The sequence below is a fragment of the Streptomyces sp. SKN60 genome (assembly GCF_026236535.1).
GTDB lineage: Bacteria > Actinomycetota > Actinomycetes > Streptomycetales > Streptomycetaceae > Streptomyces.
This window is the reverse complement of record NZ_JAHTMW010000002.1, coordinates 129,130-143,020: the sequence shown is the minus strand read 5'-3', so window position 1 is coordinate 143,020 and position 13,891 is coordinate 129,130. Positions and strand designations below refer to the sequence as shown.

Here is a 13,891-nt window from a genome sequence, read left to right as displayed (position 1 = left end):
TGGCGTGCGGCCCGTGGGGGTCACGCCAGGCCCAGCGCGAAGACCGCGAAGCCCGCCGCCAGGACGCCCGCGACCGCCCGCCGGACCGTGCCGGTGCGCGTCCACGGGGACTCGAAGCCCCGCGCGTACCGCCCGATCAGGACCAGCAGGCCCGCGAAGACCGGCATCCAGGCGAGCCGGGCCAGGATCCAGGTCACCGAGTCGGGCGCGCCGACCAGGCCGGTGAGCTCGCCCGCGTACGAGGCTGCGGGGATCGCGGCGGCGAGCATGGCCGTCTGGTGCCAGCACAGGATCGTCATCGCCGACAGGTTGATCACGACCACCGGCGCCCACAGCGCCGGCCGCTTCAGAAGCCGCCCGAAGCGCTCGCGCAGCAGGATCGCGGCGCCGCTCTGCGCGGCGGCGAGGGCGAGCACCAGGAGCGACGGCGGGTGGGAGTTGGTGCGGGCCTCGCCGGGGACGCCGACCATCGAGGCCGGGTAGCCGAACCAGACGAGCAGCGCGGCGAACAGCGCCGCCCCGCCGAGCAGCAGCCCCCACGCGTGCCGGCGGCCGACCCGGCCCTCGCCCCAGGACACGCCCAGCTGATACGCGAACAGCCAGCCGGGCAGGATGTTGAGCACGCTCAGCCAGGACGGCATGGCGTCGGCGTACGGGCCGTAGCGCAGGACGTCGACGACGGCGACCGAGCCGAGCAGCGGGGCCGCGGCCCACACGCCCAGCCGCCGGGCGGCGCGCACGCAGTACGGGGTGAGCGCGGTGACCACCACGTACACGCCCACGAACCACAGCGGTTGGACGACCAGGGTGGACGCCGTCCGCAGGGTGTCGGACGGCACCCCGAGGCCGTAGTGCAGCAGCGGCAGCAGCGCCGCCCAGACGGCGGTCACCCCGAGCACCGGCCGGCCGAGCCGGGCGATCCGGCCGCCCAGCCACGCGCGCGTGGAGCCCTGGTGGCGGCGGAAGGAGAGGACGGAGGCGTAGCCGCCGACCAGGAAGAAGATGCCGAGCATCTGGAGGATCCAGCTGACCGGCGCGAGGCCGCCGAAGGCGGAGAGCGGGCTGGCGTTGTGGATCGCGCCGTCGGCGGAGCGTGTGAAGCCGCCCAGCAGCCAGTGCCCGGTGGGCACGGCGAGCAGGGCGAGGGCGCGCAGCCCGTCGATCGCGCGGTCGCGGTGGGCGGGGGTGCGGGCCTCGATCGTCGCGGCCGTCCGACGCATCGAGTGCAGGGTCTTCATCGGGCTCGTCGTCTTCATCGGACGTCACCCCGGGCGATCGCGGCGAAGGTACGGAGGGAGGCGGTGCCGGGCGCGAAGTAGCCGTCGTGGCCGTCGGCGTCACCCGCGGGCACGATCCGGGCGCCGAAGCCGGGGTCGGTCGGGTCGGTGCCGTGCCCGAGGCCCGCGAACGAGACGTTCGGCACCCGGTCGATCCAGTCCGTCGGATCCTTCGCGGCCCACACCCGCGCGCCGGTGTTCAGCGCGGCCACGTCGTCGGCGCGCATCCCGGGCGAGGCGACCGCGACCAGATCCTTGGCCTTGATCCGGTGGGCGGCGAGCCCGCACACCACCGAGCCGTAGCTGTGGCAGAACAGCGCGGGCTCGGCCGCGTTGACCGTGCGCAGCCCGGCCAGGAAGCCGGTCAGCCGGGCCGCGCCGGCCTCGGCGAGCTCCCCCGAGGCGGCGTCCAGGCCGACCCCTACGGGAGTGGTGTAGCCGGCCCAGGCGACGACGGCGGTCCGCCCGCCGGCCGCTCCGCGCAGCGCCGTCGCCTTGCGCACCAGCCCGTCGAGGTGCCCGGCGTCGGTGTCCGACCCCGGTACGACCACGGCCACGTGTGCGGCCCGCGCCAGATCCCCGTACACGAGCACGGCCTGCCCGCGCCCTCTCGGGTCGTACGCGAGGACCTGCTGCCCGGCGTAACGGGCGCCCGCCGTACGGGCGTTGGCCTGGTAGCGCAGGGCGAGCGGGGCGCCGTCCAGGTTCCCCACCACGTCCGGGTGCGACCGTACGAGCTCCTGCTGCCGCTCCGGGCCCAACCCCCGGAAGAAGTCAGCGACCTGAACGGGCGTCATGCCCTGCGGGTCGGGAAGGCCGGCGGCCCGCCAGGCCCCGGTGCCGGCCGGCGCGCCGGTGACGGGCTGCTGGCTGTTCCCGGACGCCCAGCCGGCGGTCCCGGCCACCACGGTCACGGTGAGTGCGGCGGCGACCAGGGTCCTCGTGAAGCGGCGCATGCGACGGCCCTTCCTCTCGCTTGTCGTTGGCGAGAGGAAGGTAGGAACGGAGTGGGTGACCGGACGTCACACCGGGGCGCCAACCCCGAACTGATACCGGGGTAGGGGCGGGACGAGGGGCCGGCCCGAGACCGGGGGTGGGGGAAACCCCCGGGTGCGGGCCCTAGTTGCTCACGGCGCGCCGGGTGTGACCAGGCCCGACTCGTACGCGAAGATCACCGCCTGCGCCCGGTCGCGCAGGTCCAGCTTGGCGAGCACCCGCCCGATGTGGGTCTTCACCGTCTGCTCCGCCAGGACCAGATGGTCGGCGATCTCCTGGTTCGACAGGCCCCGGGCGATCAGTTCGAGGACCTCCGTCTCGCGCGGGGTGAGGCCGTTGAGCCGCAGCGCCGCCCGGTCGGCGCGCGGCGCGGGCCGGGTCGCGGCGAAGTCGGCGATCAGGCGCTTGGTCACGGACGGCGCGAGCAGCGCGTCGCCGGCCGCGACCACCCGTACCGCCGCGATCAGATCGGCCGGCGGCGCGTCCTTCAGGAGGAAGCCGGAGGCGCCGGCGCGCAGCGCCTCGTACACGTAGTCGTCCACGTCGAAGGTGGTGAGCATCAGCACCTTCGGCCGGTGCACCACCCCGGCAGGCGGGTTCAGGATCTCGCGGGCCGCCGCGAGCCCGTCCATCTCCGGCATCCGCACGTCCATCAGGACCACGTCCGGATGCGTCGAGCGGGCCACCTCCACGCCCTGCCGCCCGTCCGGCGCCTCGCCGACCACGTCGATGTCGCTCTGCGCCGCGAGCAGGGCGGCGAACCCCGCCCGCACCATGGCCTGGTCGTCGACGATGATCACGCGGATGGTCACGGAGCGCCTTTCGAGTCGGTCGTATCGGTGGTGCCGGTGGTGCCGGTCGTGCCGGTGGTGGCGGTGTCGGTCGAGCCGGCGAGCGGGGTTCCGGCCGGGGGTCGCCCGGCCGTGGGCTGCTCGGTCAGCGGCAGCCGGGCGGCGACCCGGAAGCCCCCGTCCGGCAGCGGCCCGGTGTCGAGCGAGCCGCCGGTCAACCGTACGCGCTCCCGCATCCCGACGAGCCCGTGACCGGTGCCCGTCCCGCGCTCGACCGGCGAAGCCGGCTCCGCGGCCGGCCCGTTGACGACGAGCACGGTCAGCCAGTCGCCCGCGTCGTCGGCGCGCACCGACACCCGGGTGGGCGCGCCCGGTGCGTGCCGCACCACGTTGGCGAGGGCCTCCTGCACGATGCGGTACGCGGAGAGGTCGACCGCCTGCGGCACCTCGCCCAGCTCCGCGGCGAGCGCCAGTTCAGCCGGCACCCCGGCCCGTACCGTCGCCTCCACCAACTGCTGCAACCGGTCGAGCCCGGGCTGCGGCGCCCGCTCGCCCTCCGTGCCCTCGCTGCGCAGCACCGCGAGCAGTCGCCGCATCTCGGCCAGCGACTCGCGCGCCCCGCCCGCGATCGACGCGAACTCCTCGACGGCCGCGTCCGGCAGGTCCGGGATGCGGTACGGCGCGGAGTCCGCCTGCACGGTGATCACCGACATGTGGTGGGCGACCACGTCGTGCAGCTCACGGGCGATCCGGGCGCGCTCCTCCAGGAGGGTCCGGCGGGCCCGTTCGGCCTCGCTGATGGTCTCCTGCTCGACGAGCCGGCGCTCCGCCTCGCCGCGCCCGCGCAGGGCCGAGGTGAGCAGCAGCACGATCCCGCTGAGCACGAAGAGCAGCACGACGACGCCGTCGCCGGGCTGATTCGGGGCGACCGCCTCGAAGACGGCGCCGGCGACACCGGTCATCAGCCACACGCCGAGCAGCGCGCGCCGGGACTCGCGCAGACCGAGAGCGAGCATCAGGAAGAGGTAGCCGATCACCACCATGGGGGTCCACGGCCAGGGCAGTTCGCGGTAGTTGTCGGCGATCAGCACGACGAATCCGCCCACCACGTCCGCCGTGAAGATCACCCACCAGGCCTGCAGCGGCCGGGACACGGCGAGCAGCAGCGGGGTGGCCTGCGCGGTGGCGAGCGCCCCGGCGATCGGCCCGTTGACGTGGTAGTCGTTCACGAGCACGACGATCGTGACGGGCAGCAGGGCCGCGACGAGGGCGAGCGCGATCGCGTACGGCGCCCACCGCACCCAGGGCGAGGCGGCGCGAGCGAGCAGCGCCTCGCCGGGGCCGGTGGGCGTCGTCAGGGCGGTCCCGAGGCCGGTGAGCAGCTTGCGGGCCCGGACCCGGGCTTCGGTCCCGGTCCCGACTCGGGTCCCGGTCCCGGCCCCGGTCGGTCGTGGCATGCGCGGCAGTCGCCGCTTCTCTTCGTCCTTCATGGCCCGCCCAGGGTAGGCAGCGGGCACGGGCCGGTACGTCATACCGGGGTGCGGGGCGCGGGGTCATACCCGGGTACGACCCCGCGACCGCGCCTACAGCTCCGCGAGCAGCTCCGCCTTCTTCGCGGAGAACTCCTCGTCCGTCACCAGACCGGCCTGATGCAGCTCACCGAGGTGGCGGATCCTTTCTGCGACAGCCGCCGGGTCCCGGGACGGCACCACGGCAGGCACGCGCACGGATGCGCCGCGGATCGCGGCCAGGACGGACGCGGCGAAGGGCAGGGACGTGTGTACCGGGCCGAGGCCGAGGCCGAGGACGACCGAGGCCGGGTCGTGGTCGGGCTGCACCGGCCGGTCGTCATGCCCCTCCCGGCGTACGAGCCGCAGATAGCCGTCCAGGCCCTCCGGCGAGCGCCACTCGACCCCGCTCAGCTCCCGTACCTGGAAGGTCTGGTCGCCGGCCTTCCACTTCTCCGAGGACGCCCCGCTCCACGACCAGCGGAAGGAGACCTCCGACTGCCCGTCGAAGCTCGCCTTCCCGTCGTACGCCTTGAAGGACTGCGGTCCCTCGGGCGCCGCCACCAGGAAGCCGTCCGCCGGACCCAGGTCCCGGTACGGCGCGATCGCGGCGCGCAGCTCGTCGCGGTAGTACTCGGCGAGGGTCTCCCGCTCGGCGGGCAGCACCAGGCGGTACGGATCGCTGTCGTCATTGAGCTGCCCGGCCGCCGCCTCCATCAGCGGATCGACACCGGGCCGCGGCTGCGCGTGCAGCACGACGGTGCCCCGCTTGCCCGGGGTGAGCGTCACCGAAGCCAGCGCCTCGTGCGGAACGCGCCGCTCGCGCAGCGCGTTGAGGAGCTTCGGCCTGCGGATCCCCCGTTCGAAGCGGATGACGACTGCGTCGTGCTCGAACTCCCAGGTGGCATGAATTCCGGCCAGCACATCACCCATACGCCTCATCGTATGCGGCGTATGCCCCGACGTCGCCCCTTCGCAACCACCGTAAATCCGCCGTGATCTACGCGCGTCAGGCGGGTGTCCCGCCGAAGATTCCGTCGAGACAAGCGCTGTCGGCGCTCGCACAGGTCAGCGCGCCGTACGCGCCGACGCCCAGCGCGGCGAAGTTCGCCAGGCTGCGGGTACCCGGCTCGAAATAGCCGGTGTGCCCGGCCGCACCGGCCGCCGAGAGCAGCCGCGCGCCGAACTCCGGGGCCACCGGATCGGTGCCGTGTCCGACCCCGCCGAGCTCCAGGTGGGGCACGTCCGCGATCCAGTCGTCGGCGTCCCGCATGGCCCAGACCCGGGCCCGGGTGCGCAGGTCCGCGGCCCGCTCGGCCCGCATGCCGGGGCTGCCGGCCACCACCACGTCGGTGACCCGGGCGGGCAGCCGGTCCGCGGCGACCCCGCACAGCACGGAGCCGTAACTGTGGCAGAAGAGGGTGACGCGCGAGTCGCCCGGCAGCGCCGCCGTCAGGTCGACGAGCCGCACCGCGCCGTTCGCGGCGAGCCGGCCGATGGCGGCCTCGACGCCCACGCCCACCGGGGCGGTGTAGTCGGCCCAGGCGATGACGGCGGTACGCGCGCGTGGATCGGCCCGGCGCTCGGCCGCGTACAGGGATTCGGCCATGCCGGCGGGCGCCGAGTAGCGGCGGGCGGTCTTCTGGAAGGTCAGCAGATTGGTGTCGACGCCCGGCACGATCACCGACACCCGGCGGGCCCGCGCCAGGTCGCCGAGCACCTCGGCGGTCCGCCCCGTGCCCGTCGGGTCGAAGGCGAGGATCTGCCGGCCGGGCCGCATCAGACTGGTGAAGCGGTGCACCCGGCGCAGCGCCTCGTGCCGCCCGTCGGCGGTGAGCCGCGGGTCGTCGACCCTGCCCCGCTCGGCGTCGAGCGCCCGGGCCAGCGAGACCCGGTTGGCGCGGTAGCGCAGGGTGACGGGCGCGCCGTTGAGGTTGCCCACGACGAGCGGGTGGGCGTCGGCGAGCGCGGCGCCCCGGGCGGGCCCGACGGCGGCGAAGAACGCGGCGATCGTACGGGCCGGGGACGCCGGGTCCGGCAGCGCGCGGCCGCCGATCCGGCCGTGCGTCCACGCGGCGAGCGCCTCCTCCCGGGTCGGTCCTGGCGTGCGCTGATGCCGGATCGTGGTCCACCCGGTCGTCGCGAGGAGCACGAACACCACGGCGAGCGCGAGCAGCATCCGCCAGACGGTGAGGGTGGGGGAGGAGTCGAAGGAAGGCATTGGCCGCCACCCTAGGGGGCGCCGAAGGGCGCCCGTGCCGCGAGTGACGCGGATCACGGCCGGGGGCCCGCGTGCGGTGACGGTGCGTGCGCGGAGGCGTACGCGACGCACGGGTAGGGGTGTGGGGTGCGGGCGTACGGCCTACGGGCGGGGCGCGGGTGGCTGGTGGGCTCAGCCGCGGGTGGGCTCAGGCGCGCCAGCGCGGGGCGAGGGCGGCGCCGAGCTGGTCGAGGTAGTGCTCGGTCAGGGCGCGGATCGACTCCAGGGTCTCCTCCTCGCCGCGTCCCCAGAGGCGGCCGGTGACCCGCATGACCCCGCCGAAGGCGGCGGTGGCGATCCGGGGCCGCGGGTCCTCGTCCACGTCCAGGCCCTCGCGCTCGGCGATCAGCCGGGCGATCCGCTCCTCGATCTCGGCGGAACGGCGCAGATGGGCGGCGAACAGCGCGGGCGTGGACTCGATGAGGTGGTAGGCGCGGATGTAGAGCTCGACCGGGACGACCTCCTCGATCGCCTCGCCGATGGCGTCCCAGGCGCCCAGGACCGCGTTGCGCATCGCGTCGAAGGGGCCCTCCTCGGGCGGGCGTTCGCCGAGCGCGCGGACGTAACGCTCCTCCACCATCTGCTGGACGGCGAGGGCCGCGTCCTCCTTGGTGGCGAAGTAGCGGAAGAAGGTGCGCTGGGAGACCTCGACGGCTTCGGCGATCTCGTCGACGGTGGTCCGCTCGTACCCCTGGGTGGTGAAGAGCTCCAGGGCGGCCCGGATGAGCGCGTCGCGGGTGCGCTGCTTCTTGCGCTCGCGCAGGCCGGGCGCGGTGGTCACGTGTCGATCCTCTTTCCGCCACTTCTTCCGGCCCAGGCTACCTGTGAGGTACGTGACAGTTACCGTCGTGTGAATCACTTTGTCAATTGTCAGTGGCTGTCATTAGCCTGCCCGCATGACTAGTCAGATCACCATGGAAAAGACCCCGCAGGGTCAGGGGGGTGGCGGCCGGACCCCGGACGGGGCCCCGGTGAAGGGACTGCGCGGTCACCCATGGCTGACGCTGTTCAGCGTCGCGGCCGGCGTGATGATGGTCGCGCTCGACGGCACGATCGTCGCCATCGCCAACCCGGCCATCAAGGAGGACCTGAACGCCAGCCTGGCGCAGGTCCAGTGGATCACCAACGGCTATCTGCTCGCGCTCGCCGTCGCGCTGATCACCGCAGGCAAGCTCGGTGACCGCTTCGGACACCGGCAGACCTTCGTCATCGGCATCGCGGGCTTCGCCGCCGCCTCCGGCGCGATCGGCCTGTCGGGCTCGATCGGGCTCGTGATCGCCTTCCGCGTGCTGCAGGGCCTCTTCGGTGCGCTGCTCATGCCGGCCGCGCTCGGGCTGCTGCGCGCCACCTTCCCGGCCGAGAAGCTCAACATGGCCATCGGCATCTGGGGCATGGTCATCGGCGCCTCGACGGCCGGCGGCCCGATCCTCGGCGGTGTGCTCGTCGAGCAGGCCGACTGGCAGTACGTCTTCTTCATCAACGTGCCGGTCGGCGTCCTCGCCCTCGTCCTCGGCCTGCTGATCCTCAAGGACCACCGCGCCGAGAACGCGCCGCGCTCCTTCGACATCCCCGGCATCGTGCTGCTCTCCGCCGCGATGGGCGCCCTGATCTGGGGCATCATCAAGGCCGGCGAGTCCTGGGGCTGGAGCGACGTCAAGACCTGGGGCTGTCTGCTTGGCGCCGTGCTGCTCTTCGTGGTCTTCGCGGTCTGGGAGACCAAGGTCCGCGAGCCGCTGATCCCGCTGAAGATGTTCCGCTCCGTGCCGCTGTCGGCCGGTGTGGTCCTCATGGTCCTGATGGCCTTCGCCTTCATGGGCGGCCTGTTCTTCGTGACCTTCTACCTCCAGGGCGTGCAGGGGCTCAAGCCGGTCGACAGCGGTGTGGCCCTGCTGCCGCTGACCGGCATGATGATCGTCTCCTCGCCGCTGGCCGGTCTGCTGATCACCAGGTTCGGCCCGCGGGTCCCGCTGGTCGGCGGCATGGTCTGCACGGCGGTGGCCATGTTCGGCATGCTCACCCTCGACGCCGGTACGGGGAAGCTCGCGATGTCCCTGTGGTTCGCGCTGCTCGGCCTGGGCCTCGCCCCGGTCATGGTCGGCGCCACCGAGGTCATCGTCGGCAACGCGCCGCTGGAGCTCTCCGGCGTGGCCGGCGGTCTGCAGCAGGCCGCGATGCAGGTCGGCGGCGCGCTCGGTACGGCCGTGCTGGGCGCCGTCATGTCCTCCAAGGTGTCGAGCTCGTTCGGCGAGAACTGGACCGCCGCCCATCTGCCCGGGCCCGCCGATCCGCGCCTGGAGCAGGCCGCCGAGTTCGGCATGGTGCCGCCGGAGCTCGCCAAGGCGCCGGGCATGACGCCCGAGGCCGTCCAGGCCATCGGCAAGGTCATCCACGACACCTTCCTGGACGGCATGGGCCTCGCCTTCACCGTCGCCGGTGTCGTCGCCGTCGTCGCGGCCCTCGTCGCCACCCTCACCAAGCGCGGTGAGAACGCGGAGGCGGGCGCGGGAGCGGCCCACATCTAGGGGTTCCCGTAGGGGGCCGTCACCCGTTCGCGTGAACGGGGGCGGCCCCTCTTCCATGTCCGCGGACCCTCCGCCATGCTCTTGATTACAGAGAGTTACGAAACGGGGGTTCACCTGCATGTATACGAAGACGTTGCTCACCCTGGGCGTGGTCCTGACCGCCCTGCTCGCGATCCCGGCCCAGGCGGCCGCACCGAGCGGCACCGGCACCGGCACCCGCGCCGGCACCGCGCTCGGCGCCTGCGGGCCCGGCCAGCTGTGTCTGTGGCCCAAGGCCGACTTCAAGGGCAGGGCCCAGGTCCATGAGCTGGCCTCGGTCGACATCGAGAGCTGCACGGCCCTGCCGGCCGGCACCAGCGCCCAGTCCCTGGCCAACCGGACCGGGCGGCCGGTCACGACGTACCAGTCCGCGGAGTGCGCGGAGACCGGGGAGTTCGAGACCTATCCGGGGAAGGGGGTGTGGGTGCCCCAGTCGCCCTATCAGGTGCGGGCCTTCAAGATCTGGGAGCGGTAGGCAGCGGAAGGTCAGGAGTGTCCGGGTCCGTCGGCGACGGGTCCGCCGGCTTCGGGGGCGAGAGGCGCGCGACCTCGGCCCGCAGCGCCCGCACCTCGGAGGTCAGCGCCTCCAGGAGCTCGGTCTGCCGGCGGTCGGCCTCGTCGTCCCGGTCGAAGCGGGAGATGAACCAGGCGGCGATGTTCGCGGTGACCACACCGAGCAGGGCGATCCCGGACAGCATCAGGCCCACCGCGAGCACCCGGCCCAGGCCCGTCGTCGGGGCGTGGTCGCCGTAGCCGACCGTGGTCATCGTGGTGAAGGACCACCAGACCGCGTCGCCCAGCGTCTTGATGTTGCCGTTCGGGGCGTTCCGCTCCACGTGCAGCACGGCCAGCGAGCCGAACATCATCAGCCCGACCACGGCGCCCGCCACATAGGTGGTGAGCGTTATCTGCGGGGCCATCCGGGCCCGCCGGCCCACCAGGAGGAGCGTGGAGACCACCCTGAGCAGCCGCAGCGGCTGCACCATCGGCAGTATCACCGCGAGCAGATCGAGCAGATGCCCGCGCACGAAGGCCCACCGGTCCGGGGCGAGCGCCAGCCGCACCAGATAGTCCAGGGCGAACGCGCCCCACACCGCCCACTCCACATGGGAGCACCACTGGTGCACCCAGGCGTCGGCGTCCGGGGCGACGATCGGGACGGCGTAGGCGATCCCGAACGCCACCGCGAGCACCAGCAGCGGCGTTTGGGTGTGGCGTTCCCAGCGTTCCTTCATGCCGGGCATCGTAGGCAGGCCCGCACCCCCTCAGGGGCACGGGCCACCCTCCGACCAGCCACGACGCACCCGCGCGCGGCCGGACTGACGCCCGGCCGGCCGAACGGCTACGCGTCGCCGCCCGCGGTGCCGGGGTCGGCCGACGCGACGTCGAGGAGCCGGTAGCGGTCCACGGCCTGCTTCAGGGCCGAGCGGTCCACCTTGCCGTCCCGGGCCAGCTCGGTCAGCACCGCGAGCACGATCGACTGGGCGTCGATGTGGAAGAAGCGGCGGGCCGCGCCGCGGGTGTCCGCGAAGCCGAAGCCGTCCGCGCCGAGCGAGGTGTAGCGGCCCGGCACCCACCGGGAGATCTGGTCCGGCACCGAGCGCATCCAGTCGGAGACCGCCACGAACGGGCCCTGGGCGTTCTGCAGCTTGCGCGTCACCCACGGCACGCGCTGCTCCTCGTCCGGGTGGAGCATGTTGTGCTCCTCGACGGCCACGGCCTCGCGGCGCAGCTCGTTCCAGGACGTGGCGGACCAGACGTCGGCGCGGACGTTCCAGTCCTCGGCGAGGATCCGCTGCGCCTCCAGGGCCCACGGCACGCCCACGCCGGAGGCCATGATCTGTGCCGGGACCGCGCCGGACTCGCCGCGCTTGTAGAGGTGGATGCCCTTGAGGATGCCCTCGACGTCCACGTCCTCCGGCTCGGCCGGGTGCTGGATCGGCTCGTTGTAGACCGTCAGGTAGTAGAAGACGTCCTCGGACTCGGGGCCGTACATCCGGCGCAGACCGTCCTGGACGATGTGCGCGATCTCGAAGCCGAAGGCCGGGTCGTAGGCGACACAGCCCGGATTCGTGGAGGCGAGGAGGTGGGAGTGGCCGTCGGCGTGCTGGAGGCCCTCGCCGGTCAGCGTGGTGCGGCCGGCGGTGGCGCCGAGCACGAAGCCGCGGGCCAGCTGGTCGGCCATCTGCCAGAACTGGTCGCCGGTGCGCTGGAAACCGAACATCGAGTAGAAGACGTACACCGGGATGAGCGGTTCGCCGTGCGTGGCGTAGGCCGAGCCGGCGGCGATCAGCGAGGCGGTGCAGCCCGCCTCGGAGATGCCGTCGTGCAGCATCTGGCCGGTCGGCGACTCCTTGTAGGCGAGCAGCAGTTCGCGGTCCACCGCCTCGTACTGCTGGCCGAGCGGGTTGTAGATCTTGGCGCTCGGGAAGAAGGAGTCCATGCCGAAGGTGCGGTACTCGTCCGGCGCGATCAGCACGAAGCGGCGGCCGATCTCCTTGTCCCGCATCAGGTCCTTGAGCAGCCGTACGAAGGCCATCGTGGTGGCGATCTGCTGCTGTCCGGAGCCCTTCTTCACCGCCGCGTAGGCCTTGTCGTCCGGCAGGACGAGCGGCTTGGCGCGGACCACACGGGTGGGCACGTACCCGCCGAGCGCCTTGCGGCGGTCGTGCATGTACTGGATCTCCTCGGAGTTCCGGCCCGGGTGGTAGTAGGGCGGCAGGCCCTCTTCCAGCTGCTTGTCCGTGATCGGGATGTGCAGCCGGTCGCGGAACCGCTTCAGGTCGTCGACCGTCAGCTTCTTCATCTGGTGGGTGGCGTTGCGGCCCTCGAAGTTGGGGCCCAGAGTCCAGCCCTTGACGGTCTTGGCGAGGATCACCGTCGGCTGGCCCTTGTGGGCCTTGGCCGCGGAGAAGGCCGCGAAGATCTTCTTGTGGTCGTGACCGCCGCGGCCCAGGTGCAGGATCTGGTCGTCGGACATGCCCTCGACCATGGCCCGCAGCCGCTGGTCGTCGCCGAAGAAGTGCTCGCGGATGTAGGCGCCGGTCTCCGTCGCGTACGTCTGGAACTGCCCGTCCGGCGTCGTGTTCATCTTGTTGACCAGGATGCCGTCCCGGTCCTGCGCAAGCAGCGGGTCCCAGGAGCGGTCCCAGATCAGCTTGATGACGTTCCAGCCGGCGCCGCGGAAGACCGACTCCAGCTCCTGGATGACCTTGCCGTTGCCGCGCACCGGGCCGTCGAGGCGCTGCAGGTTGCAGTTGACCACGAAGGTCAGGTTGTCGAGGTTCTCCCGGGCCGCCAGGGTCAGCTGGCCCAGCGACTCCGGCTCGTCCATCTCGCCGTCGCCGAGGAAGGCCCACACGTGCGAGGCGGAGGTGTCGGCGATGCCGCGCGCCTCCATGTAGCGGTTCATCCGGGCCTGGTAGATCGCGCCGAGCGGGCCGAGGCCCATCGACACGGTCGGGAACTCCCAGAAGTCCGGCATCAGCCGCGGGTGCGGATAGGACGACAGCCCGTTCGGGAACTTCGACTTCTCCTGGCGGAAGGCGTCGAGCTGGGTCTCGTTCAGCCGGTCCAGGAGATAGGCGCGGGCGTAGATGCCGGGGGAGGCGTGCCCCTGGAAGAAGATCTGGTCGCCGCCGTCGCCCTCGTCCTTGCCGCGGAAGAAGTGGTTGAAGCCCACGTCGTAGAGGGAGGCGGAGGACGCGAAGGTCGCGATGTGGCCGCCGACGCCGATCCCCGGGCGCTGGGCGCGCGAGACCATCACGGCCGCGTTCCACCGGGTGGCGTTGAGGACCTTGCGCTCGATCTCCTCGTTGCCCGGGAAGAAGGGCTCGTCCCGGGTGGCGATGGTGTTCACGTAGTCCGTGCTGCGCATCTCCGGCACGGCGACCCGCTTCTCGCGGGCCCGCTCGATCAGTCGCAGCATGAGGTAGCGGGCCCGCTCCCGGCCCCGCTCGTCGACGGCGGCGTCCAGGGAGTCCAGCCATTCCCGGGTCTCTTCGGGGTCGAAATCCGGGACCTGGCTGGGAAGGCCGCCAATGATGATCGGGTTGCGATCGGATGCGGAAGCCACGCTGTTCCTTCGCTGGTCGGTGGAGCCCAGGGGGACCGAAGACCCCGCAGAGGCCGGGATGCTCATCGTGTACCCCGCCGAAGGCAAACGTCATCTTTACCGAGCGGTAATCCTCGTGGGGTACCAAGGACGTTCCAGTCCGGTCAAATCGCAACCTTACGCCCATCCCGCGCATGCGTTCCGGCAATACGTTCGGCAGACTGAAGCCGCAGAGACCCACATTGCGGGACGAAGCGTGCAGGACTCGTCACGGAGCGCGACGGGTGTTCGCCGGAAGTTGCGGCGAGACGGCCCCAAACGTCACCGTTTCGGCGGTCTCATCGGCCGGGTACTTGCGCGATCCGCCCCGGCACGTGTGGACTACGGCCAGCGCCGCGCGCCCGCGCGTGGTGAGGCATTTTCCGATACATGAGCAGGAGGCAA

General features: G+C 72.4%; 11 protein-coding genes. 2 read left to right on the top strand and 9 right to left on the bottom strand.

Annotated features, from left to right (window positions below; all coding sequences use genetic code 11):
• Window positions 1–20: 20 nt before the first annotated feature.
• The 7 genes from KV205_RS03760 to KV205_RS03730 all read right to left on the bottom strand — a co-directional run bounded on the left by KV205_RS03760 (window position 21) and on the right by KV205_RS03730 (window position 7,613).
• On the bottom strand, window positions 21–1,256 hold the full coding sequence (locus KV205_RS03760) for an acyltransferase (protein WP_374214614.1): 1,236 nt from the start codon (window positions 1,254–1,256) through the stop codon (window positions 21–23).
• Entirely contained in the window at window positions 1,253–2,233 is a 981-nt protein-coding gene (locus tag KV205_RS03755; protein ID WP_265862100.1) for an alpha/beta hydrolase, read from the bottom strand. Before KV205_RS03755 ends, KV205_RS03760 begins: the two co-directional genes overlap by 4 nt.
• A 171-nt stretch (window positions 2,234–2,404) precedes the next feature.
• The gene (locus KV205_RS03750) at window positions 2,405–3,085 is read right to left on the bottom strand and encodes a response regulator transcription factor (protein ID WP_265862099.1); all 681 of its coding nucleotides are present in this window, start codon (window positions 3,083–3,085) and stop codon (window positions 2,405–2,407) included.
• Window positions 3,082–4,554, bottom strand: coding sequence for a sensor histidine kinase (locus KV205_RS03745; protein WP_265862098.1), 1,473 nt, complete (start codon window positions 4,552–4,554; stop codon window positions 3,082–3,084). The genes KV205_RS03750 and KV205_RS03745 overlap by 4 nt, the downstream gene beginning before the upstream one ends.
• Before the next feature lie 93 nt (window positions 4,555–4,647).
• The gene (locus KV205_RS03740) at window positions 4,648–5,505 is read right to left on the bottom strand and encodes a DUF4429 domain-containing protein (protein ID WP_265862096.1); all 858 of its coding nucleotides are present in this window, start codon (window positions 5,503–5,505) and stop codon (window positions 4,648–4,650) included.
• Window positions 5,506–5,581: 76 nt separating this feature from the next.
• Window positions 5,582–6,793 (bottom strand): alpha/beta hydrolase, encoded by a 1,212-nt coding sequence (locus tag KV205_RS03735; RefSeq protein WP_265862095.1) that lies wholly within the window; start codon window positions 6,791–6,793, stop codon window positions 5,582–5,584.
• A 187-nt stretch (window positions 6,794–6,980) separates the two neighbouring features.
• Complete coding sequence (locus KV205_RS03730; protein ID WP_265862094.1) at window positions 6,981–7,613, bottom strand: TetR family transcriptional regulator; 633 nt, start codon at window positions 7,611–7,613, stop codon at window positions 6,981–6,983.
• A gap of 133 nt (window positions 7,614–7,746) precedes the next feature.
• Here KV205_RS03730 and KV205_RS03725 point away from each other — a divergent pair, with 133 nt between their 5' ends.
• Together KV205_RS03725 and KV205_RS03720 are read left to right on the top strand one after the other, a co-directional pair.
• Window positions 7,747–9,354, top strand: a complete 1,608-nt coding sequence (locus tag KV205_RS03725) for an MFS transporter (protein ID WP_374214631.1) — start codon at window positions 7,747–7,749, stop codon at window positions 9,352–9,354.
• A 118-nt stretch (window positions 9,355–9,472) separates the two neighbouring features.
• Entirely contained in the window at window positions 9,473–9,868 is a 396-nt protein-coding gene (locus tag KV205_RS03720; protein ID WP_265862092.1) for a peptidase inhibitor family I36 protein, read from the top strand.
• Here the strand turns inward: KV205_RS03720 and KV205_RS03715 are convergent.
• Both KV205_RS03715 and aceE read right to left on the bottom strand, forming a co-directional pair.
• Window positions 9,849–10,637: a potassium channel family protein gene (locus tag KV205_RS03715; protein WP_265862091.1), complete on the bottom strand. Its 789-nt coding sequence runs from the start codon at window positions 10,635–10,637 to the stop codon at window positions 9,849–9,851. The genes KV205_RS03720 and KV205_RS03715 overlap by 20 nt on opposite strands.
• A gap of 98 nt (window positions 10,638–10,735) precedes the next feature.
• A complete protein-coding gene (gene aceE, locus KV205_RS03710) occupies window positions 10,736–13,468 on the bottom strand; it encodes a pyruvate dehydrogenase (acetyl-transferring), homodimeric type (RefSeq protein WP_265862090.1) in 2,733 nt (910 codons plus the stop codon).
• Between the last annotated feature and the right edge of the window lie 423 nt (window positions 13,469–13,891).

What these genes read in the sequence shown, in the direction of transcription:
- KV205_RS03760 (WP_374214614.1), bottom strand. Translation starts at nt 1,256, where the DNA reads ATGAAGACGACGAGCCCGATGAAGACCCTGCACTCGATGCGTCGGACG.
- KV205_RS03755 (WP_265862100.1), bottom strand. Translation starts at nt 2,233, where the DNA reads ATGCGCCGCTTCACGAGGACCCTGGTCGCCGCCGCACTCACCGTGACC.
- KV205_RS03745 (WP_265862098.1), bottom strand. Translation starts at nt 4,554, where the DNA reads ATGAAGGACGAAGAGAAGCGGCGACTGCCGCGCATGCCACGACCGACC.
- KV205_RS03740 (WP_265862096.1), bottom strand. Translation starts at nt 5,505, where the DNA reads ATGGGTGATGTGCTGGCCGGAATTCATGCCACCTGGGAGTTCGAGCAC.
- KV205_RS03735 (WP_265862095.1), bottom strand. Translation starts at nt 6,793, where the DNA reads ATGCCTTCCTTCGACTCCTCCCCCACCCTCACCGTCTGGCGGATGCTG.
- KV205_RS03725 (WP_374214631.1), top strand. Translation starts at nt 7,747, where the DNA reads ATGGAAAAGACCCCGCAGGGTCAGGGGGGTGGCGGCCGGACCCCGGAC.
- KV205_RS03720 (WP_265862092.1), top strand. Translation starts at nt 9,473, where the DNA reads ATGTATACGAAGACGTTGCTCACCCTGGGCGTGGTCCTGACCGCCCTG.
- KV205_RS03715 (WP_265862091.1), bottom strand. Translation starts at nt 10,637, where the DNA reads ATGCCCGGCATGAAGGAACGCTGGGAACGCCACACCCAAACGCCGCTG.